Genomic DNA, 23,275 nt, shown 5'->3' with positions numbered 1-23,275 from the left:
CCTCGGCACTTTGTGCCCTTAAGTGTCTCACCTGTCCCGCTAATCCCCCAGGAGTCTCACACCTTCCACTTCAATCAACTTAATCAGTGATGAAAATGAACAAATCACATCAGCAGCAACTAGAAAATAACCTTTTATGGTTGAATAGCGTTCGCGAACGCCGGTTGAAACCGAATGGATGCTGTTTCTTCTGTTGTTTGAATCAGCACTTTAAATGTGTGTTCCTGAACTTCCTCGATGGTGATTCCTTCACTGTCCACAGGTTTCCAAGTTGAAGAACGGAAAATGAACTCTTCTTCTCGTTGAATTACTTTTAGCGTGAGTGAGATTTCTTCTTGTTGCTGCTTTGTCTCATAGATCTCGCCTGTGCCATATATGATGAACAAGTCTTCATTCAATGGGACATTGACCGGAAGCATGAGACCGTTCCGCATAGGAACCGAGATTTTTTTACCACCGAAAAGAGTTGTGCCGTCGTAAGTGATCGTTGTAGTCTTCTTATACTCATCAAAGTTTTGAAGGAAGAAGAAATCTCCCTTATCCGGATGAGATCGAATCGTGATATCAAGTTCTTCATGGAGGCTGAAGCGACTCTCGATACCCGCTCGTTTCGCAAGCTCGACGATAATGTCGTTCTGATAATGAAAGCCGTGATCCATTCCAACGCCGAACATGTAGAGCTGTCCTTTTCCAAGCTGCTTTTCAAAAGCGATCACTTGGTGAGGCTTGTCCTCAATATGTGCGAACGCGCCATCGGTCTTCTCATAGATTTCAGCCCGGTCGATCAACACGTTGCCCGTCTGATCAATCTGACCGAACACACGGTGCTTTGTTTCTTTTACGGAAACGTTGATGTAATCTTTCAGGATCGTGCACGGCACGTTTTTCAGTGTTTTAGTCGGGATGGTCGGGAATAAGATGAGCTTACCGCCGTTCTCAAGATACGAGACAAGCTTTCTTTGAATGTACTCATCCATCCACTCTGTGGTAAACATCCAGAGAGAAGGAATCTGGCTCGGGTCGATCTCCTCATCAGCCAGCACGTTAATCGCATCATAGATAATGTTGTTCAGTCTAAGTGCCTTCGCAATTCCGTTCGCCATATACGTTTCACGATCGCGCTGAATCTGATCGATCATTGCTTTCGTATGCTCATCATCAAACTCAGTCATGTAATAATCCGGATAAAAACCGAGATGCGTGTCCACCACTGGTTTCGTTTGGAGCAGTGAGCTCTCGAACGTCTGCAGCATCTTGCCTATATGCTGAATCACAGCATAGTGTGGATTTTTTTGGCCGGACTTAGTGAGCGGTGCCTGCCAATCATGCCGTCTTCCGAACAAGCCGATGTTTTCATAGTTCTCGCCCGCACCAAACATGTAATAGTTCACACCGTTCATTCCGTCCGCGATACATAACCGCGTCGTTAGATCGAATGTCGTCGGTTGGAGCTTCGGTTTGTCGTGAATGCTTCCGCCTTGGAACTCAGCTGAGAACAATGGCTGCTCTTTCCACTGAATCGCTTTAGTAAACGCGTTAGCCAGAACGATGTCGACGTAGCTGTCATACTCGATGTTGCCAATGTAATAGTCACCAGCCATGAGCGTATTCTCGATCTTGGCGGTCTCGAGCAGCTGCGAAATCCCGATCGGGTACATCGTTCCCCGCTTTAAAATATCGATGCCGTGAAATCCATGAATGTTCACCACGAACGGAACGTCAATGCCTTTTTCTTCTGCTGACTGTTTAAGGTGCTCGATGAACCGTTTGTAGTGCTGACGTAAAAAGAGTCCAAATTCATTTCGGAGTGCGTGAGCGAAAATCGCTTCAGGCTTTTTTGTCATGTGCTCCGCGAATGACTGGATGTCTCCATATGGAATGCGGAACGTATCTTGAAACGATTGCTCCGTGTAGCTGGTTTTCAAATGCTGCTGAAACTCTTGAAGAGTCGAAGCATTATAATCGGGCTGGTTCGTAACCCAATGGAACATCCCCACTTCGTTATCGAGCTGGAATAGGATGACCGGACCGCCGTTCGTTACAAGGAAAGGTTTGATGACCGCGCAAACCTCTTTATACCAAAGCTCCGTTTTTTGTAAAAATGTCGGATGACTGTAACTGACAACTCGCGTTGGATGAATATAGCCTGTGTTCGTTTTCGCTACCGCTTCTGGGTAGTTATCGATGAACCAAGTTGGAACACCATGGTCGATGATTTCCGCCATCACGTATGGGCCTGGCCGCAATAAGCAATACATCCCTTCCTCTTTTACAAGCTGGAGAAAAGTTTGTAGATCACGTTCTGGACGAGAGGTTCCAGTAAGATCAGTAACACCTTCCTCATACTCGTGAAAAATCCACGGTACATATGTGCTAATCATGTTGGCTCCTGCTTCTTTCACTTGTTGGATGCGCTCACGCCAGTCTTGCTTCGGGATTCGGAAGTAGTGAAGTTCTCCTCCGAACAAGAAGACCTCCTGACCATCCACGATCACCTTTTCATCTTTTATTGCTATGTTCTTCATAAATCACCTCTTCATCCGGCGAACCGGGTACTGGAGTATGTTTGTATATCAGTTTAGTCGAAACGTTTCGATATAGTGTAAAAAAATAGGGTTTTCGGTAAATATAAACGTTTTGATTGTTGTCCGATACCCGAAATCCTCATTTTACCAATAGAAACGTTTCACTTTTAAATAGTATAAAACAACTTGTAAACGGTTACAATATAATTTTCTAAAAATTATGACGGGTGAAATGATGTTTGTCACTCCTTGGGACAAGGAGCTTCCATATTGATGTTTCACGGTACGTGTTTTTATATTTGTTACACGTTCGCCGGTAAATGGGTTGTAACCACCTGTAAAGTGCGCGTTTCCACCGATGCTAATTTAATGTTCACCGCTAAACAACTGCTAACCACCTGACACAGCTCAAACACCACCTCTAACAGAAATACTTAAATTGTTTAAAGGAAATTTAATGGAATTATAGAAGTAAAAGAGGATGATATTTGAAGGAGTGATGCAATGATATTAAAAGAAGTCGTAGAATCCCCAAAAATGGAACAGCTCAGACTCATTCTTAAACGTTATCCTCTTGAAATGAGTGTGCGAAAAGAAATGGAGAACGAGTTAGCTAGAAGTCTTGCTGGCTTTAAAGGCGAAAAATCTCTGCAATACCACCTTAACCTTCTGCCAAGTGAAGACTGTTTAATCTTTCACGATCTCCGCATCCCACATGGAAACTACCACTTTCAGCTCGATATCCTCATAATGACCACTTCCTTTTTTCTCATTATTGAAGTCAAAAACATGGCTGGTACACTCATCTTTGACCGCGAGTTTAATCAACTTCACCGTATAATAAACAACATAGAAGAAACGTTTCCAGACCCGATCTCTCAGCTTTATCGTCAGACCTTTTTGCTGCGAGAATGGTTAAAACGTCACCACTATCCAGACATCCCTGTCGAATCTATCGTAATCATCAGCAATCCAAACACCTCGATAAAATCTACCCCTGGTGAGAAATTGCTCTCTGTAACGCATAGCTCCTATTTGTTACCTACCTTTCATACTTATCAGAAAACCCATCAATACGAAGTTCTCTCTAGAAAAGAATTGAAAAAAATCTCACGTCAATTGTTAAAACAACATACGCCAAGTTCACCAGATCTTTATCAGCAATTCAACATTAAGAAAAAAGACATTATAAAAGGTGTGCGGTGCGATGGATGCGATACTATCAGTATGATCCGCCTAAAGAGAAAGTGGTTCTGCCTGCAATGCGGACACACTAATAAATTTGCACATGTGGAGTCGTTAAAAGAGTACGCTCAATTGATTAACCCCACTATAACAACCCGTGAATGCTGTGACTTCCTTAAAGTCCCCTCACAAGATTGTGTGAAACATCTGCTTTCCACCCTTCACTTGCCTACATCAAAAATAAAAAGGAAAAACATCTATCACCTGGACGGTCTTTTTGTATGAAGTTCGTGTTTCACGGTACGTGTTTTTATATTTGTTACACGTTCGCCGGTAAATGGGTTGTAACCACCTGTAACGTATTCACTTTCACCTATGATTTACGAGTTTTCACCTGAACGGAGCCTCGAACCACCTGTAACGACACTATTTACACCGATACACCACTGAATGATTAGTTTTCAACACCTAAAATCAGTAAAAGCTGACTCTTTTTTGGGAGTCAGCTCAACTTAAGTTAAAATCTTTCGTAAAAATAGCATCAAACTCATTTAGCTAGCGAAAGTGCCTCTTCATCTGCAATAATCGTAACGTTCTGGTGCTTCTTCAACGCTGACGCCGGTAGCTGCTCGTCCACTTCATCGCTTGTTAACAATCGCCTCATCACCTCTGCTTTCTTGATCCCAGAGGCGAGAAGTAAAATCTGTTTCGCTTTTAAAATAGACGCAATGCCCATTGTGATGGCTTGTGTTGGTACGTCTTCTAAACGTTCAAAGAACCGAGCATTCGCTTTGCGCGTAGTTTCAGCAAGCTTGACGATATGGGTGTGTGAAGAAAAAGAAGTGCCAGGCTCATTAAATCCGATATGGCCGTTGCTTCCGATGCCAAGGATTTGAATGTCCACGCCTTCTCTCCGGTTCAGCTCATCATCATACCGTTTGCATTCAGCTTCCAAATCCTCTACTGTTCCATCGGGTATATGGACTTGAGATTCAGGAACGTTAATATGCGCAAATAGATTCTTTTCCATAAAGTAACGGTAGCTGTTGGGGTCTTCTGGATCAATTCCAACATACTCATCCAAATTGTAGGTGCACACTCTCTCATAAGAGGTTCCGTTCTTTCTGTAATCTCGAATCAATTCCTGATAAAGCCCGATCGGTGTTCCGCCAGTGGCAAGTCCTAATTTGCTATCTGGCTTAGATTGAACTTTTTCAATAATGATTTTCGATGCAATAGAGCTCATGTCTTGATAATCTCTTACTTCTAAGACTCTCATGCTTCATCACCTCTTCGGTAAGCGATTTTCCCTTTACAAAAAGTCATCACCACTTCAAAGTCTTCGTCCAGAACAACGATGTCGGCATCTTTTCCTGGTTCTAGACTTCCTTTTCGGTCAAACACGTTCAGCTCTTTTGCAGGATTAACGGAAGTCATCTGAATGATGTCAGAAATCGAACAGCCGGTAAACTGCAACATGTTCTTCGCCGCTGTGTTCATCTTGATAATGCTTCCAGCGAGTGTTCCATCTTTTAAAGTCGCCGTCTCATTTTCCACGGTTACCTCTTGGCCGCCAAGATCGTACTGCCCATCACCGAGGCACTTTGCCCGCATCGCATCTGTCACTAACACGACTTTTTCATTTCCTTTTTGTTTGTAAGTTAAAGAGATGAGCTCCGGCCGAACGTGGATCCCATCCGCGATCAGTTCAGTCGTTAGTTCATCATGTAAAAGTGCTCCTCCGACAACACCAGGCTCACGATGATGAAGTCCGCGCATTCCGTTATAAAGGTGGGTAACATGAGAGGCGCCGGCCTTTATTCCGGTAACCACCTCTTCATATGTCGCATCAGAATGTCCGATCGACGCAACGATATTTTGTTCTTGGAGATATGAAATAACATCAAGGCTTCCTTCAATTTCAGGCGCAATCGTAACGAGCTTAATGTGCCCTGAAGCTAACTCCTGCCACTGTTTAAAAAGTTTTAAATTCGGTTTGATAATCGCGTCGACAGGCTGTGCACCTGCTCTTTTTTCAGAAATAAACGGGCCTTCAAGATGGATGCCGACCGTTTCTGCTGTTCCTTCCACTTGGCCGGCTTCGATAAATAACCCTGCGTTTTCAAGCGCTTTTTCAATTTTACTCTGCTGTTGAGTCATCGTTGTTGCTAGAAAACTAGTCGTGCCTTCTTGAGGCAGAACGCTCGCAATGGTTTGCATTGCTTCAAACGTGGCGTCCATCGTGTCCGCACCAGCCGCTCCGTGAATATGAACATCGATCATGCCAGGAATGATATGATACGTGTCAGGCAGTTCGATCACCTCAGCTTCCTCATCACCTAAAGAAACGTCATGGCCAATACCTATTATTTTTCCGTTTTGAATCGTGAGCGAGCCTCTTTCAACGGTTTGGTCTTCCCCGTAAACCGAAGCGTTTTTTAAAATGATTGTCTTCCGATCCATTACCCTGCCTCCTAAAAATTCGCATCACCGTTCATTCCAAAACCTTTTATGGTAGCCTTTTTTAATTAAGCAAGAACTTTCACCCGTAAACCTTTAATTCTTCCTTCCATTTTAAACGTTTGTTTAAAAATTAACCACTAAGCATTGATTTATAGACTAGAAATGATTACTATCGGGAATCTATGTATGTAGGTTTGATTTTAGAGCGGTTTCATATATACTAGACCTTTATAAATATACAAATATTCTGATTAATTTTACATAAAAAGACAGGAGATATTGACGATGAAATTTACCTTAGAGCCACTCGGCGACAACAGTTTAATCATTGAACTCGGGCTTGATATAAGCCGTGAAATCCAGCAAAAAGTCAAAAAAGTCTCCTCTTTCTTTGAAGAGCATTCCTTTGACTGGGTCATTGAAACAGTACCCGGTTTTACGACCGTTGCTGTCTTTTATGATCCATTAAAAATAAACAGTGACACCCTTCCCTATGAAAAAGTATGCGAAGAATTGACAACTCACTTAGAAAAATTAGACGTTGATGAAGACGCCGAGCCGCGTATCGTAGAGATCCCAGTGTGTTATGGCGGAGAATTCGGACCTGATCTAGAGATCGTCGCAGATCACAACGGAATTTCGACTGACGAAGTAATCGATATTCATTCGAATGGCGAGTACATCGTTTATATGATCGGGTTTGCTCCAGGCTTTCCGTATATCGGCGGTATGAGTGAAAAAATCGCGGCTCCAAGACGAAGTAATCCTAGACTCAAGATACCTGCTGGATCCGTTGGGATTGCAGGAAAACAAACGGGTGTGTACCCTATCGAAACACCAGGCGGCTGGCAGCTGATCGGAAAAACACCGCGAAAACTTTTTCTTCCTGAAGGCGAAACCCCTTCTTTTTTACAAGCAGGAGATCAAATTAAATTTGTGCCGATCTCAATCGAAGAATTTCAAAAAATGGAGGAGGACGAAAAATGATCAAAATTACAAAACCAGGCCTCCTAACGAGTGTTCAAGATTTAGGCCGTTACGGGTATCAAAAATATGGTGTCATCACGAGCGGTGTCATGGACACGACAGCACATCGGATAGCAAATCTGCTAGTTGGAAATGATGAAAAAGAAGCTACTTTAGAGCTTACGCTGTTAGGTCCTGATATGGAGTTTTCCGAGGATACTTTGATTTCGATCTGCGGCGGAAATCTGTCTCCCTCTATTAATGGTAAATCGGTAAAGCTTTGGCGTTCGGTGCTTGTGAAAGCAGGCAGCAAGCTAAAGTTCGGCGGATGCAAAACTGGATGCCGGGCATATCTTGCGGTCGCGGGCGGTTTTGATGTACCAGAAGTGATGAACAGCAAATCAACATACATACGAGCAGGAATTGGCGGGCACAACGGAAAAGCACTGCAAAACGATGATGAACTCCCAGTTGGAAAGCACAGTGAACTTTCTCGCCAGATTTCTGGAGTTTTAGCTGAAGAAGTTAAAGAGAATTTGTTCGCCGAGATGCAGTGGACCATATCCTCAGACTTTATCGTTTCTTCTGTTTCTAAACCGAATGTTCGCGTGATGAAAGGCAGACAATATGATTGGTTCTCAACGGACAGCCAAATGAAGCTTTTCACTGAACACTTTGAAGTAACATCACAGTCTGACCGCATGGGCTACCGTTTAAAAGGGCCAGAACTCTCACTCCAAAACGAACAAGAAATGCTTTCTGAAGCGGTGAGTTTCGGGACCATTCAAGTGCCATCAGAAGGGAATCCAATCGTACTTCTCGCTGACCGCCAAACAACAGGCGGCTATCCAAAGATCGGACAGATCGCGACAGTCGACCTATCCATCATGGCGCAGCTCAAGCCTGGCGACAAAGTGCAGTTCGTTGAAGTTTCACACGAAGTGGCACAACAACTCTACTTAGATCGAGAAAAGAAATTACACCAGCTGAAACAAGGAATCGCACTTAAAATACGACAAAAAACAAAGTAAACTAGGAGGAACAGTATGAAGAAAGAGTCAAAAGCTAGCGTTCTGCTGGGTGCCGCGTTTTTAATGGCCACATCAGCGATCGGACCAGGATTTTTAACACAAACAACGCATTTCACGTCCATTCTCGCCGCAAGTTTTGGTTTTGTTATTTTAACTTCTATTATTATCGATATTGGTGCTCAAATGAACATTTGGCGAATTGTTGCCGTATCTGAAAAAAGAGCACAAGATATTGCAAACGATGTGCTTCCTGGGCTAGGTATTTTCCTGGCTATTCTGATTGTTATAGGTGGACTTGCATTTAATATCGGAAACGTTGCGGGAGCAGGATTAGGGTTGAATGTTTTATTCGGTATTTCTGATAAGACGGGAGCTATTCTTAGTGGAATTATCGCTATTTTAGTATTCGTCGTGCGTGAAGCCGGAAAAGCGATGGACCGTTTTACACAAGTGGCCGGGTTCGTCATGATCGGTTTGACAGTGTACGTCATGTTCACAGCTCAGCCTCCTGTTGGAGAAGCCGTTGCTAAAACGTTCGTACCGGATACAATTGATGTTCTTGCGATCGTAACGTTAGTTGGGGGAACAGTCGGTGGCTACATCACATTTGCCGGTGCTCACCGATTGCTTGATGCAGGAATAAAAGGAAGAGAAAGTCTCGGTGAAGTGACAAGAGGTTCTATTTCAGCGATCGGGATTGCTTCCATCATGCGTATCTTCTTGTTCCTAGCTGCTCTCGGGATCGTGGCGCAAGGCTTGCAGCTGGATCCTAACAACCCTCCAGCATCAGTTTTTAAGTTAGCAGCTGGAAATGTCGGTTATAAAATGTTTGGTATCGTTATGTGGACCGCGGCCATTACATCGGTTGTTGGTGCAGCCTACACATCCGTTTCGTTTATTAGAACGTTCAATGGAACGTTAGAAAAATATCATAAATGGATCATAATTGGATTTATCTCGGTTTCAACCATTGTATTTGCATTAGTTGGAAAACCAGTTGCCATTCTGATCTTAGTGGGTGCATTAAATGGCCTTATTTTACCGATAGCACTAGGTGTTATGCTGGTAGCAGCACACAAAAAGAAGATTGTTGGTGATTATAAACATCCGGTGTGGATGACGATTTTCGGAGGCGTGATTGTTGTCATCATGGCCGCTATGAGTGTGTATATGCTGTACACAGAAATTCCAAAGCTATTCGCGTAGTTTCTGATAAAAGGGGGAGCTTTTATGAAAGAACTAGACAGAATGAATCCAGCTGAGGCACGGGATCTGATCCGGCGCGGAGAATGGGTGAAGCCGACAAGCGGACTCGCAAACGGCTATACGCAAGGAAACTTAGTCGTGCTGCCGAAAGAGCTGGCGTTTGACTTTCTTCTGTTTTGCCAGCGAAACCCTAAGCCCTGTCCAGTGCTTGATGTAACTGAACCTGGTTCCGCAGTTCCAGCACTAGTGGCGCCAGATGCGGATTTGCGCGTAGATATTCCAAAGTACCGCGTCTATCGTGGCGGAGAATTGGCGGAAGAGAGAAACGACATCAAGGAACTCTGGAATGAAGACATGGTCGGCTTTTTGCTCGGCTGCAGCTTTACGTTCGAGCACGCACTGATGAATAACGGTATCCCCGTTCGTCATATTGAGCGCGGATGCAATGTACCGATGTTTAAAACGAACATACAATGTGTTAAAGCTGGGCGTTTTGAAGGTCCGATGGTGGTAAGCATGCGTCCGATTCCTGAAAAAGATGTCGTCCGTGCTGTTCAAGTGACGAGCCGCTTCCCTTCTGTTCACGGTGCGCCTGTTCATATCGGCAATCCCGAAGCAATCGGCATTCATGATCTGTATCAGCCGGATTTTGGTGACCCTGTCCAGATTCATGACGGCGAAGTTCCCGTGTTTTGGGCGTGCGGTGTAACGCCTCAAGCGGTTGCGATGCATGTGAAGCCAGAGATCATGATCACACACGCACCTGGGCACATGTTTATAACTGATGTTCGAGATGAAAAATATGGGGTATTGTAATAAAAGAGTTCAATTTAGAGAGAATCTACGTTTTGTAGATTCTTTTCTATTTGTTATAAAGCGTTTTCTGATGTGCTAGAGAGGCAGATGATAGTCTATCGGTGGAAATAAGAGTGTTACAGGTGAAAACAGAACTTTTATCGGCGTAAATTGAACTTCTGTCGGTGTAAATTGCTGCTCTATCAGTGGAAACGGCATTTCTATCGGCGAACGTGTAATAAATAAAAAAACACGTACCGTAAAAATGCCTTCTCTCTCTACAATAAAAGGACTGACCCCACATCAGGATCAGCCCTCACCTTTATTTTTCCGGATGAACCACCGTGTTAAGCAGTCCCCCGATTATAATCATCATCGCAGAAAGATAAAACCACAGCATCAACACTACGAGACCTGCCACTTGCCCATATAACGCGGAATAGTTGTTCCCGCTCACGTAGGAGGCAAAGCCCATCGAAACGAGCTGCCAGCCGATCGTCGCAAAAAACGCACCTGGAAGCACTTTACGAAACCCTAATTTGATGCTTGGCGCAAACGAATACAGCACGATAAAGAAAACCAGTAGAAACACAGTTCCGATTCCCCACTGTACGATGATCCAGAGCTTTTGGAAAGCCACATTAGAAAAAATGCCATCTAAATATACACGCAGTACTTTTTCAAATATCGGAACAAACACGGAGAAAAGCACGGCAATCATGAATCCTATTGTTAACAACAAACTTTCTGCGATTTGCTTCAGCATGTTTTCTTCATTTCTTACTTCATACGCGTCATTCAATATGCGCTTCATGCATTGAAAACCCATGGATGATAGCCACAACGTTATGATCAAACTGAACGACAGCAGATTCCCTTCTTGTCTCATAACGGTGTAGGATAATGTTTTTTCGATCAATGCGTATGTGCTGTCTGGCGCATACGGCTGGATTAGCTCCAAAATATTTTCTTCGCGCAGCGGCAAATACGTCAGCAGCGAATAGATCACCAATAAAAACGGAAAGACCGACATTAAAAAGTAATACGCCATCTGTGCTGACAGATCGTAAACCCTTAATTTAAAGAATCGGTCGCTTAATTTATTTAGGACTTCAATGATATTCATGTTGCAACACCTCTTATCTAGGCCAGTCCTTAAAAGTAGTAACTATAATATATACGCAAAAAGTTGTCCAATCAGATCAATTTTTTTAAAAAAACCTAATTAGGGCTGTTATCATATCGGTGTTGTATCCCCGCCACTTATCTTAAGCAAGTTAATGTCATTCCCACCCAAAATCCTGTAAGCTGTAAACATTACTTTTTGTCAGATGGGAATGACACCACAAATGGAAACGACACAAAACTATAAACATTCTACAATCGTTACCTTGCTTCTTGCAGGTACGTTTATTGCGATACTTAATCAAACGCTGATGATTACAGCGATTCCGCCAATTATGAAAGAGATGAACATAACGGCCAACAGTGCGCAGTGGCTGACGACCGTTTTTATGCTTGTTAACGGGATCATGATTCCGGTCAGCGCCTTTTTGCTCGAACGGTTCACGACAAGACAGCTTTTTATCACAGCAATGAGTGTATTCGCGTTTGGCACATTGGTAGCAGGCCTCGCGCCAAACTTTGAGATGCTGCTGCTCGGAAGGGTTATTCAATCAAGTGGAGCGGGCGTTATGCTTCCGCTGATGCAAACCGTATTTCTTATGATTTTTCCGGTGAACAAACGGGGATCAGCGATGGGGTTAGTCGGGCTCGTGATTTCATTCGCGCCTGCAATCGGACCTGCATTATCTGGCTGGGTCACGTCCCATTATTCGTGGCGTGTGCTGTTCTTCATCATCTTGCCGATTGCGATCATTGATATCGTCATCGCTTTCTTTGCGCTGAAAAATGTTACGGAGACAACAAAAACAAAAGTGGATGTTTTATCAATCATCCTCTCTTCGTTCGGTTTCGGAGGGCTGCTGTACGGGTTTACGTGCGCCGGAAACCTAGGTTGGACGGCAACACCGACATTGCTCTGGCTCGCAATCGGCGTGATCGCACTCGTCCTCTTCATCACAAGACAACTGAGATTAGCGCATCCCATGCTGGAATTCCGAGTGTTCGCGAACTCCATCTTTCCACTCACGGTCATTATTGGAATGATCACGTTCATGGGATTGATTGGAGCGGAGACAATTATTCCGTTATTCATGCAGAACATGAGGGATTTTACGGCGTTTGAAGCAGGACTCGCTCTTTTACCAGGCGCACTGATCACGGGTCTTCTGTCGCCGATCACGGGTAGACTTTTTGATAGATTCGGTGCGCGGTGGCTCGCGTTTACGGGACTCATCATTATTACGGGATCATCGTTCGCGTTCGCTACGCTAAGCCCGTCAACATCCTTCACCTTCCTCACGTTTATGTACAGTGTACGGATGTTCGGACTTGCAATGGTCATGATGCCTGTTGCAACAGCAGGCTTAAACCGATTGCCGAAACGATTGATTCCACATGGTGCGGCCATGGATAACACGATGAAAATGATTGCCGCTTCTGTCGGTACAGCCATTTTAGTAACCGTGATGACAACAACAGCCTCTACCGCAGGACAAAATCCAGAGATCTCGCACCCGGATATGTACGGCGCAAACATGGCATTTATAGTTATTTCTGTTCTATCGTTGATCGGACTGGTTATCTCTTTTTTCATAAAAGAAAAACAAACAGAAGTAAAAGGCAGCTGATTCCAGCTGCCTTATTTTGTGAAATTATTGTAATTCCACTGAATATTTCGTGACATTCCATCTTTCATAAGTAATACTTAATATAGGTAGAACTTTACCCTTCTAAACAATTAAATTCCTTATCGTATTTTTTATATAACTAGTTAAACAGGAGGCTTATATATTGAATATTATCCAACAAAAACTAGCAGAAACTTTAGTGAATCAAGCTCCCTCCCTAGCTGAAAAAATCATTAGCCGACGCTTTGAGAAATACCCCGTAAAAGAAAATCAGCTGTACGACCTTCAATCATCTATCGATTACATAACAAAGTTTGTCCAACTTGTAGGAAGTTCTCTATTGCTGTCTCCAAGAGTAAAGGAAGAGGGGTTAAAAGTGTGGTCGATTCATACGGCTCAATATGCGCTTCAGTATGGTCAGTCCCTTGATATTGCGATGCAACCCAATCTTTTTATTCGATCAGAACTCATAAGCGTGATCGCTAAACTTTCTGAAGAAGAAGGTTACACGGTGAAAGAAACGATTAGGCTTGTTCAAGATATAAATCAGATGCTCGATCTCTGCTTCCACTGCTTTACGGAAACCTATATGGAGAGTATTTTACAAGCGATTTAAAGCGAAAAGACACTTGATCACAGCGATGAAGTGTCTTTTATTTTACGTATATAAGAAATCTTTCTTGTTTTCTAATATAACAACCTGTTGATGAGATTCTTTTGCCGATTGTTTCGTTTGTTCAACAAGATAAGCGATTTGTGCAGAAGCTTGTTTTACCCCTTTTACTAAAAGCGGTACTCCGATAAAATCAATCCCGAGTCTTCTGGAAAACAATCCACCGAACGTCATGGCCAGCGGGACTGTCGGTGAGGTGTTGGAAAAGATGATTCTTTCCCCTGTGTTGTTTCTCTTCTCTAAAAGTTCAAATAAATTTTTCAGACCAGGAACAAAAATTTTAGATCTGCCCCGGCCTACCGTATAGACGGAATGACCATCTTCATCTGTCCCGTGAAAGATAATCGTCCCCATATCTGACGTTTTTAATTTATTAAAGTATGGCACGTTAAGTATCTGTTCTTTAGAAAGCTCTACATTTCGAGGCAGCTTTTTAAGATGAAATGCCGCAGCGAGTGACGTGGTATGCGTACCTCCGTAATCATTATAAATATAAATCATTCCATACAGCTCCTAAGATTACTTCATCCATCATTCTCTCCGTTTCACCTTATGAAGATACCTTTCTTCATAAAGATGACATTAAAATCGTTAGAAGGGATATTTGTCGAAATGTCGAAGAGTTCTTCATAAACATTCGGACACTGTTCGAGGAGGCACTCATATGGAAGGTTGTAGAGAACTTGGAACTAAAATTATCAATAACAGCAAGCAACTTGTAAACCGATTATCGCCGATCGAGAACTTAGACAGAAACTATAAGAACTATTTAGTAAAGTTACCTTTTTGGATGGAAACGCTATTCTCCTATTTGGGAGAATCTCTTATGGAAGAAGGAATTTTGGTCGAGGAAAAGATCCGAAGGTGGGCTAACGCATTCGGGCAGCGCTCGTCTGAAAGTGAGATACCGCTCGATCACGCCCTTCACTTTATCTTTGAAACTCGCGTAGTTATTTGTGAGTTTTTAGAGGAAGAATCCATTCCCGCTGATTCTGTTACTAAAATCTGCAACAATATTCATCTACAGATTGATCTAGCAGCCCGTTCCATTGTCACGCACTATACGACATTTATGCATAACACGAAAAAAGCGCTTCAGCATACGAACCGAAATCTGGATATTTCCATTGGTGAGTTGAACAACATTCGAACTGCGCTCTTTGAAGCTACGATTTTTTCGATAACCGATAAAAATAATCATATCATTCAAGTGAACGACCACTTTTGCCGACTAACGAAATATGATCGAAACGAGTTGATTGGACAAGATCACGGCAAGATTTTCGTATCAGGCGTTCATTCAGACGAATACTTGGAGAACATTAAACAAGAAATTAAAGCCGGCAGAGTGTGGAACGGCGAGATTTGTAATAAAGCGAAAGACGGCTCACTTTATTGGGTCGATACAACGATTATTCCTTTTCTAGATCCTGAGGGAGTCGCATATCAGCACATCTCGATTCAGTACGATGTCACGGAAAAGAAGAAAACCGAAGAAATTTTACTAAAGTCAGAAAAAGTTTCCTTGATTGGTGACTTGGCTGCCGGTATTGCACATGAAATCCGCAATCCGCTTACTTCCATCGCCGGACTTGTTCAGCTTTTCAATGAATCAGATCCAGAAAAGAACGCCTTTTATAAAGACATTATTCTGACCGAAATCAATCGTATCAACTTTATCGTGAGCGAACTGATGGTCCTTGCAAAACCGCATGCCGTCTATTTCAGCTGGTTCAACATCACAGACAGTGTTCAAAACGTCATCGATCTCATGCAGCCTGAAGCAAACTTAAGAAACGTCGTGATTTTATTTGAAAAACAAGAACGTATCCCACTCGTTTATGGTGAGAAAAATCAGCTTACTCAAGTGATCATCAACATGATCAAAAATGCGATGGAAGCTCTGCCGAATGGCGGAAGAATTCAGCTATCCGCTGCGTCCTCTGCTGACAACATCGTACTTTACATAAAAGATAACGGAGTGGGTATGACTGAAGAGCAAAAAAAGCGGTTAGGTGAACCTTTTTATACGACCAAATTTAACGGAACAGGCCTTGGTCTTATGGTATGCTTCAAAATTATCCAGAATCACCAGGGCACGATTGAGGTGGATAGCGCTTTTAATGAAGGAACTACATTTACGATTACACTGCCTATGCATGCTTCAACTAATGGACAGCCCTTGAAAGTTGATACATTAACGTAAGATAGACAGAAGATGCTCAAGGTGGGGGAAATCGTGAGCATCTTCTAAGAAACGGTCGTGTTATAAGGTTAACTTTGGCTAATGTGGATTTATTCTATTTAACGTGGATTTATTAAAATTAACGTGGAATTATTAGATTTAACGTGGATATATTGAAATTAATGTGGATATATTTTTACGTGTCCTTTCAAAACACACAAACTAAATTTATGTCCTCTCAAAAAACACACTCATTTCCTGCATAACACATTGTTCCGTCACTTCCGTTTTGTTTTTCATACTTAATGCACTCATTAAAGAAGAAAAAGATGCTCATGGATTCAAAATCCTGAGCATCTTTTTAAACGTTTGTTTAAAAAATCATGTTCGCCACTAAAAGTGAGACTAATCCGACGAACCAACAGATTGTGGTTGGGACCGACCAAACCATGATTTGTTCTTTTACATCCTTAATCCCGAGCATTCGGTTAACCACCCAGAAAAGGCTATCGTTAAAATACGAGAATACCATTGATCCCATCGCTGCTGCCTGGGCAGCTAGCGCCATGTTGACATCAAGCTGTGATAGAATTGGCGCGGAAATGGACGCAGCCGTAATCATCGCAACCGTTCCGCTTCCTTGTACTAAACGTACGATCGTGGCTACAAAGAAAGGAATCAAGATTGCTGGCAATGCAAGGCCTGCAATACTTTCCGCAATATAGTTACCTGCTCCGCTTTCACGAAGAACATTTCCAAGCGCACCACCTGCACCTGTTACTAAAAGGATAATCCCTGCAGTTTGAATTCCCTCTTCCATTCGATCAAGCGATTCAGAACGGCTCAAGTTTCCTGCTAGAGCATAAATCGCGACAATTAATCCAATGCTGACTGCGATAATCGGTTTACCTAAGAAAATCAGAACACCGTAGAATCCGGATGTTAATTCAAGCGCCGCTAAGGTTGTATTTAAAAAGATTAGTAGTATTGGCAGAACGATTGGTAATAATGAGCGGCCAAGTGATGGAAGATCATGTTCTCTTGCGCTTGCTAATTCGATGAACTCTTGATAGGCTGCTTGTTTATTTGGCCGTGTAAAACCTAACTCTGAATCATCTGGCACTTGATAGATTCTTTTGCCTATCCATTTTGCATACAATACACCTGCAATCATCGTCGGTATGGCGAACAAAAGACCAAGTCCGATCATAAGACCAATATCGACTCCAAAAATCCCTGCTACACCTAACGGACCAGGAGTTGGCGGTACGAGGGAGTGCGTGATGACGAGTCCGACTGCTAGCGCAACACCTAATGAAACGACTGACTTCCCTGTTTTCTTAGATAGTGCTTTTACAAGTGGATTTAAAATAACAAACGCTGAGTCTACAAAGATTGGAATGGAAACAACGTAACCCGCAATCGCCATCGCCCATTCTTCTTTTTTCCTTCCTACTGCTTTAATCAGAGAATAAGCTAATGTTTCTGCAGCTCCAGATACTTCTAGAATCCGTCCGATCATGACACCGAGGCCAATAACGATACCAATAGATGCTAACGTACTGCCGAAACCTGCTGAAATGGTATCTGCCACTTTTCCAGGTTCCATTCCACCCACAAGACCGGCGATAGATGCTGCAATAAGTAAAGCTAAGAAAGCGTGAACCTTTGTTTTTAAAACGAGAAAAATTAATGCAATAACCCCAAGAACTAACCCAGCTACCATTTGTGCTCCTGAAACTTCCATTCAATTAACCCCCTTTAATGTAAGCGCTTTTATTTTATTGGAATAATAGTGAAGGGCTTTTTCCACCCTTCACCTTATGCAAAAAACAAATTACAAACTGTTTGCTGTAAACTTTGGAGCATATTGAGCAGCAAGCTTAATGCACTCTTCCATACTTGTGCTTTCCGCAATGTTCTTTCCTGCGATATCGAATGCCGTTCCATGGTCTACAGAAGTTCTTAAGAATGGCAGACCATTCGTAATAGAAATGGTTCTATGAAAATCTGTCATTTTTGCAGCGATATGTCCTTGGTCATGATAGAGAGATAGTACAGCGTCGTATTTTCCGTTTAAAGCTTGGAAGAAAACAGAGTCTGCTGGAACAGGACCTACCGCGTTGATCCCGTCTGCTACTGCCATCTCAATACCTGGCTTGATTTGTTCTACTTCTTCCCAACCGAAAAGACCGCCTTCACCGCTATGCGGGTTTAAACCAGCAACTGCCCATCTTCTGTTTTCAACCCCGAGGCGAGCGAGCGCTCGATCACAACGGATTAAGTAATCATGCACACGTTCTTTCGTCATTGCCGCAATGGCATCTTTCAATGATAAGTGACGCGTTAAGAAGAAAATTCTCATTCCTTTTACTTCAAACATCGTTAACGGGTCGTTTGAGCCAGCAAGAGCTTCAAGCATTTCCGTGTGACCGATATATGGAACGTTCGCTGCTTTAAGAGATTCTTTGTTGATCGGCGTTGTTGCAAGTGCTTTTACTTCCCCAGCTGTTGCAAGTTCTACCGCTTTTTTGATGTATTCAAAAGCTCCCTGTCCACCTTGTGCAGAAACTTCACCGTATTGAAGCTGGTCCATATTAATGTTGTTTAAGTTGATCACATCAACTGTACCTAGTTCGTACTTTCCTTCTGCTGGTGCGTTTACCTCGTTAATTGTAAGATCTGCACCAACGATTGTGATTGCTTTTTGGAGTACAGCAGCATCCCCAATAACGAGTGGTTTACATACGTCGTAAATTTCTTTTTTAGCAAGAGATTTCATTGTGATCTCTGGTCCAATACCTGCTGGATCACCCATTGGAATAGCTATAATGGCTCTTTCAGTAGTTGTTGTTTTCGTTGCTGTTGTCATGTTTTTTCCTCCTTAGGAATCTATAAAATTTTATTGGACTTGTTTGCTGGAAGTTTGATTCGCTAAAAGATGTTTTACAATTGTATGAATCGCTTTTTTGTCGCCCACCATACCGCCTTTAGTAGCGAGTGGTATGCCATCAAAGTATCCTCCGATGAACTGACCGTATGCTACAAGAGGAAGCACCTCGTCTTTCAGCTTGATACCTTCAGCTCTTCCTACTGAACACAGAGACGCTGTAACATCGCCTCCACTGGAGAAGCAGCCGCCGATCTCATAGTTGGTAGACTGAATCACAATTCGTGTAATTTTTCCTAACCCATCCGCGATTCTTTTCGCTAATTGATCTTGGCTGACGCCTTGCTCTTCCGCTAAACGTTTCAGATCTAATTGCTTGGATGATGGAGAATTCGTGGTGATAATCAGGATATCTTGCTCATGTATCTCTTCTAAAGCCTCGTTCACCACACGCTCGACCTCTGCTTCCCAGCTGTCTGATAGACTTGCTAATTTTTCCGCATTCACATAGACCGGATTAGCATTCGTTTTATCGATGAGGTATGTCAATTGTTGAGCGCTTAAGGAAGTCACACTGCCAACTGTGACGATAATCTTTTTACTTTGTGTGTGCTGGCTAGAATACGCTTTTGCATAAAGAGCGGTTAGTGGACCAGGATCAACAGGAACAAGTTTGTAGTCCTCAATCAGTGCCATTGCATGAGCTATGTCTTCAATTTCTTCATCTGTCACTGCATCGAGCACCAGAATGCGATTGCCTGCCTTTATACTTTTCTTTAAATCTTGTAAAATAGCATCTTTTCCTTGCAGTACGGTTTCGAGACCGATGTGAGCAACAGCGTGTACACTTTGTTTTCTTATAATAGAAGGAACGTACGATTCAGTCAGTGGAGTAACCGGGTCTTTCGCTACATCTGTGGCTTGAACCGGCACACCGTTTACGAGTAAGTAGCCGCCTGATGTGATGCGGCCTGATTCTGGAAACGATGCTACAACTACCGCAATCGACTGTTCTCCTAGTCCATGTAGAACATTATCAATCTCAATGCCGATGTTTCCTCTTACCGTACTGTCTATTCGCTTGCAGATTACGTCTGCTCCCCAACGCTGAAGATTGTTTAATGCTGTTTTGATTCTCATTTCGGAAACATCTTTTCGTGCATACCTGCTATCTGTGTCGATACAAACTGCATTGTAGCTTCCTGAAGCAGGCTCCTGATCGTAATAGACCATCGTCGCTGCTTCAAATCCCTGTTTTATGAGCTTTACTCCAGTTGCATTGGCACCTGTTAGATCATCCGCAATGACGCCAACTTTCATTTCTGCTCACCACCTTCAACGGTTACTACATCCAAGTATTCATTCAGTTTTTCTTCAGTTTCTTCTGAAATACCGCGATCCGTAATTAACCCGTGTATTTGTGTGAGATCGCATACTTTCGTAAGTGACTTTTGGTCAAACTTGCTGGAGTCAGCTACTAGCCATGTTTTTTCCGACGCTTCAATCATGAGCTTTTTTATGGAAGCCTTTTCAAAAGTTGGTGCTGTAACACCCGCTTTAAAATCAATGGCATGAGCTCCTAGGAAAAATACATCAACATGAATGTTTCTTAACATCAGTTCGGTTAAGGGACCGAATAAAGTACCAACATTATTTTGAAGTTCTCCGCCAGTAACGATCACTTTCACGTCGGTATCAGTAAGCTCGGCTGCGATCTTAATGTCATTCGTAACAACGGTGATCGTCTTTTTATCTTTTAGTAGTTTCGCAATCTCTAGTGTTGTCGTCCCTGAATCTAAAAGAATCGTTGCGTGTTCTTGAATGAACTCCACGGCTTTTTTTGCAATCATCTTCTTGCGGTCATTGAACTTGCCTTCCTTTGTTCGGAATGAAGATTCAACAACTAGTGGTTTGTTTAGAATTGCACCGCCATGCGTTCTAATAATTTGATTGTTCTCTTCGAGGTAAGCAAGATCACGGCGAATCGTCATTGCTGAAACATTTAATTCACTTACCAATTGTTCAATATCTATTTTTCCGTTTGTATTTAACTGTTTAAGAATTTGTTCTCTACGTTCTTTAGGCATCATTTTCATCACCTTTGTTATTTTCGAACACTTTATAATTTATATAATGTTCTAAGTAAACATAAATGTCAATGATTTTTGTTTAAAATGAACATTTATGTTTTTGGATATTAATGGATTATTGATTAATTGGTGTCGTAGTGTGTCGAAAATCGGATGAATTTTTTTATACACGTAATTATTTGGTCTATATACGTAATTAATGAGGTTATCTCCGGATATAATTTGGATTACCTCGTAATTATTTTTTGTGTCTGCTTGAAGTGATCAGAATGAATAAATGTCTTTGACAAAACACACCTCAACTAATATACACAACATATAAATCTAGCATTCAAACCATTTTCCTCTCAACCATATATCGTTTTTTAACTTAAAGTACCTAATAATAGTCTCTGTTAACATTTACTTGTATACTAGATTTAAAGAAATTGAATGATCCTAGAAAAACACACAATAAATGGTACATAAGGGGAAGAATTTTAAAATGTCCATTCTGATCGTTGATGACAATACAGTAAATCTATTTGTAATACAAAAAATATTAAAAAATGCAGGATACGAAGACTGTACCTCTCTTTCATCCGCTCAACAGCTGTTTGATTATCTTGAGCAAAACGAAAGTCAGCTTAATAAAAAATCAGTCGACCTCATTCTTCTTGATATCATGATGCCTGAGATTGACGGGATCGAGGCGTGCCATCGCCTACAGCAGGACGAACGCTTTAAAGATATTCCGATCATCTTCATCACGGCTCTTGAAGACTCTAGCAAACTGGCGGAAGCCCTAGATTGCGGCGGAATGGATTATGTAACAAAGCCGATCAATAAAATTGAACTGCTTGCAAGAATTCGAGTGGCACTTCGTTTAAAATACGAAAAGGATTGGCATGCCGAGCAGGAGCAAAAGATTCAAAATGAGCTCGATCTTGCCATGCAAGTTCAAAAAGGACTGTTAAATCCACCTATAAAAGAGGACAACATCACGATTAATGTGTCTCACCTTCCTTCCTTTAAGCTCGCTGGGGATATGTATTATTGGCACAAGTTTGATGACCACCGTTATGGCATCATTCTTCTCGACATGATGGGCCACGGCATTTCATCCTCTCTTGTTTGTATGTTCATCTCTTCGGTTATGAGGGATACGATTAAAGAACTGAGAGATCCCGAACTCGTTATCAAGGAACTGAACCGTTATATGGCGCTTCTTCACAATCCGAAGAACGATTACAACTACTATTTCACCGGCATCTATCTTTTGATCGATACAGAGAAAAAGACTGTTGAATATGTGAATGCCGGACATCCTGAAGGATATGCACTTGTTGACCACTCACTTCGTCCTATTGAACGGTGCTGCTATGCCGTTGGTTTTTTTGAACAGATCGAGGTTAAAAAGTCAGTAATTCAGTATGAAGACAACATTCAGATCCTGCTCTTTACGGACGGCGTGCTAGAAGCTGGGGATGATGAAGAGTTGATGCTAGAGAAGTTGAAATACGTGGCATCGGAAAAATGGAGCAACATCCGCTCGCCAATCCACCTCGTGATACCAGAAGAACAGCAAACCGAACAAAGCGATGATATGTGTATTATGATGATACAAGCGAACTAAAAAAGCAGGAAGAAGAGGTCTCATACCCCTTCATCCTGCTTTTATTTTTTACGGTAAATCTTCGCTTGTTCTGCAAAATCAGCATATTTATCCGCACAGTCCGCAAACTGTATGGATTCCTTATCGCCGAGGCCAAGGAACCCATTAGGACTAAGACTGTCATAAAACAGTTCATGAACTTGGTTTTGCAGAGCCGCTGTAAAGTAAATCAGTACGTTGCGGCAAAGAATAACATGAAACTCGTTAAAAGAATGATCTGTCACGAGGTTATGCTGAGCAAAGCTGATCTGTTTTAATAACGACGGGTTCAGATAAGCGAAGTGACCGTCCGTCGTGTAATACTCAGAAAAGGCTCGCGTGCCTCCAGCAGCCATATAATTCTTCGTGTACGTTTTCATTTTACTAAGCGGTAGAATACCTGAACGCGCCTTGTTCAGCACAGGTTCGTTCATATCGGTCGCGTATAATTTTGTCTTATGACTAAGTCCTTCTTCTTCCATTAGAATGGCCATTGAATATACTTCTTCTCCAGTTGCGCATCCTGCGTGCCAAATTCGAATTTCGGGGAGCTCCCGCAACTGCGGAACCACCTTTTCCCGAAACGCTCTAAAAAACTCTGGATTGCGGAACATCTCGGTTACGTTAATGGATAAATCATTAAGCAGCTTCGTCATAAAAGATGAATCATGCAGCACTTTTTCCAATACGCCTGTTATTGTTGGGATCTGCTCGATCTGCATGCGATTTTGAACGCGCCGATGGATCGAGGACCGCATATACTGGCGAAAATCAAAACCAGATATGCGGTACAACCCTTCTAGCAACAAATCCATCTCAATCGTTTCCGTAATATTCATTTCCTGACTGTCATCGTTGTTCCAAATGAAATCTTTCATCG

The 23,275-nt window shown here is 42.4% G+C and carries 19 protein-coding genes; 9 read left to right on the top strand and 10 right to left on the bottom strand.

Annotated features, from left to right (window positions below):
• Positions 1-134 precede the first annotated feature (134 nt).
• A complete protein-coding gene (locus P8610_RS16790; RefSeq protein WP_394605390.1) occupies positions 135-2,525 on the bottom strand; it encodes a beta-galactosidase in 2,391 nt (796 codons plus the stop codon).
• A gap of 504 nt (positions 2,526-3,029) precedes the next feature.
• Between P8610_RS16790 and P8610_RS16785 the strand changes: the two genes are divergently transcribed.
• Complete coding sequence (locus tag P8610_RS16785) at positions 3,030-3,995, top strand: nuclease-related domain-containing protein (RefSeq protein WP_394605389.1); 966 nt, start codon at positions 3,030-3,032, stop codon at positions 3,993-3,995.
• Positions 3,996-4,257: 262 nt separating this feature from the next.
• On the opposite strand, the gene nagB is transcribed toward P8610_RS16785, so the two are convergent.
• Both nagB and nagA read right to left on the bottom strand, forming a co-directional pair.
• Positions 4,258-4,989 (bottom strand): glucosamine-6-phosphate deaminase, encoded by a 732-nt coding sequence (gene nagB, locus P8610_RS16780; RefSeq protein ID WP_394605388.1) that lies wholly within the window; start codon positions 4,987-4,989, stop codon positions 4,258-4,260.
• Positions 4,986-6,173: an N-acetylglucosamine-6-phosphate deacetylase gene (gene nagA, locus P8610_RS16775; RefSeq protein WP_394605386.1), complete on the bottom strand. Its 1,188-nt coding sequence runs from the start codon at positions 6,171-6,173 to the stop codon at positions 4,986-4,988. The genes nagB and nagA overlap by 4 nt, the downstream gene beginning before the upstream one ends.
• 285 nt (positions 6,174-6,458) lie before the next feature.
• Between nagA and pxpB the strand changes: the two genes are divergently transcribed.
• From pxpB to P8610_RS16755, 4 genes are read left to right on the top strand one after another with little or no spacing between them, the layout of a single operon-like run.
• A complete protein-coding gene (gene pxpB, locus P8610_RS16770; protein ID WP_394605384.1) occupies positions 6,459-7,160 on the top strand; it encodes a 5-oxoprolinase subunit PxpB in 702 nt (233 codons plus the stop codon).
• Positions 7,157-8,170, top strand: coding sequence for a biotin-dependent carboxyltransferase family protein (locus P8610_RS16765; protein WP_394605383.1), 1,014 nt, complete (start codon positions 7,157-7,159; stop codon positions 8,168-8,170). The genes pxpB and P8610_RS16765 overlap by 4 nt, the downstream gene beginning before the upstream one ends.
• Positions 8,171-8,185: 15 nt before the next feature.
• Complete coding sequence (locus P8610_RS16760; RefSeq protein ID WP_394605382.1) at positions 8,186-9,376, top strand: NRAMP family divalent metal transporter; 1,191 nt, start codon at positions 8,186-8,188, stop codon at positions 9,374-9,376.
• Positions 9,377-9,400: 24 nt separating this feature from the next.
• Entirely contained in the window at positions 9,401-10,192 is a 792-nt protein-coding gene (locus P8610_RS16755) for a putative hydro-lyase (RefSeq protein WP_394605380.1), read from the top strand.
• Positions 10,193-10,493: 301 nt separating this feature from the next.
• On the opposite strand, the gene P8610_RS16750 is transcribed toward P8610_RS16755, so the two are convergent.
• Positions 10,494-11,297 (bottom strand): YihY/virulence factor BrkB family protein, encoded by an 804-nt coding sequence (locus P8610_RS16750; protein WP_394605379.1) that lies wholly within the window; start codon positions 11,295-11,297, stop codon positions 10,494-10,496.
• Between the two features lie 223 nt (positions 11,298-11,520).
• Between P8610_RS16750 and P8610_RS16745 the strand changes: the two genes are divergently transcribed.
• Positions 11,521-12,924 (top strand): DHA2 family efflux MFS transporter permease subunit, encoded by a 1,404-nt coding sequence (locus P8610_RS16745; protein WP_394605378.1) that lies wholly within the window; start codon positions 11,521-11,523, stop codon positions 12,922-12,924.
• A 163-nt stretch (positions 12,925-13,087) separates the two neighbouring features.
• The gene (locus P8610_RS16740) at positions 13,088-13,540 is read left to right on the top strand and encodes a hypothetical protein (RefSeq protein ID WP_394605377.1); all 453 of its coding nucleotides are present in this window, start codon (positions 13,088-13,090) and stop codon (positions 13,538-13,540) included.
• 42 nt (positions 13,541-13,582) lie between these two features.
• On the opposite strand, the gene P8610_RS16735 is transcribed toward P8610_RS16740, so the two are convergent.
• The gene (locus tag P8610_RS16735) at positions 13,583-14,098 is read right to left on the bottom strand and encodes a DUF3189 family protein (protein ID WP_394605376.1); all 516 of its coding nucleotides are present in this window, start codon (positions 14,096-14,098) and stop codon (positions 13,583-13,585) included.
• A 163-nt stretch (positions 14,099-14,261) separates the two neighbouring features.
• Between P8610_RS16735 and P8610_RS16730 the strand changes: the two genes are divergently transcribed.
• Entirely contained in the window at positions 14,262-15,803 is a 1,542-nt protein-coding gene (locus P8610_RS16730) for an ATP-binding protein (RefSeq protein WP_394605375.1), read from the top strand.
• A gap of 352 nt (positions 15,804-16,155) precedes the next feature.
• Here P8610_RS16730 and P8610_RS16725 read toward each other — a convergent pair whose 3' ends face one another.
• From P8610_RS16725 to P8610_RS16710, 4 genes are all read right to left on the bottom strand, one after another.
• The gene (locus tag P8610_RS16725; RefSeq protein ID WP_394605373.1) at positions 16,156-17,529 is read right to left on the bottom strand and encodes a GntP family permease; all 1,374 of its coding nucleotides are present in this window, start codon (positions 17,527-17,529) and stop codon (positions 16,156-16,158) included.
• Between the two features lie 90 nt (positions 17,530-17,619).
• Complete coding sequence (gene pdxA / locus P8610_RS16720; RefSeq protein ID WP_394605371.1) at positions 17,620-18,654, bottom strand: 4-hydroxythreonine-4-phosphate dehydrogenase PdxA; 1,035 nt, start codon at positions 18,652-18,654, stop codon at positions 17,620-17,622.
• Between the two features lie 30 nt (positions 18,655-18,684).
• Positions 18,685-19,992: a four-carbon acid sugar kinase family protein gene (locus tag P8610_RS16715; RefSeq protein WP_394605369.1), complete on the bottom strand. Its 1,308-nt coding sequence runs from the start codon at positions 19,990-19,992 to the stop codon at positions 18,685-18,687.
• Positions 19,989-20,759 (bottom strand): DeoR/GlpR family DNA-binding transcription regulator, encoded by a 771-nt coding sequence (locus P8610_RS16710; protein ID WP_394605368.1) that lies wholly within the window; start codon positions 20,757-20,759, stop codon positions 19,989-19,991. Before P8610_RS16710 ends, P8610_RS16715 begins: the two co-directional genes overlap by 4 nt.
• A 487-nt stretch (positions 20,760-21,246) precedes the next feature.
• Between P8610_RS16710 and P8610_RS16705 the strand changes: the two genes are divergently transcribed.
• Positions 21,247-22,377, top strand: coding sequence for a SpoIIE family protein phosphatase (locus P8610_RS16705; RefSeq protein ID WP_394605367.1), 1,131 nt, complete (start codon positions 21,247-21,249; stop codon positions 22,375-22,377).
• A 41-nt stretch (positions 22,378-22,418) separates the two neighbouring features.
• Here the strand turns inward: P8610_RS16705 and P8610_RS16700 are convergent, their stop codons facing one another.
• On the bottom strand, positions 22,419-23,273 hold the full coding sequence (locus P8610_RS16700) for a CheR family methyltransferase (protein ID WP_394605366.1): 855 nt from the start codon (positions 23,271-23,273) through the stop codon (positions 22,419-22,421).
• Between the last annotated feature and the right edge of the window lie 2 nt (positions 23,274-23,275).

The sequence above is a fragment of the Fictibacillus sp. UD genome (assembly GCF_043558025.1).
Classification (GTDB): domain Bacteria; phylum Bacillota; class Bacilli; order Bacillales; family Fictibacillaceae; genus Fictibacillus.
This window is presented reverse-complemented; position numbering and strand designations above follow the sequence as displayed.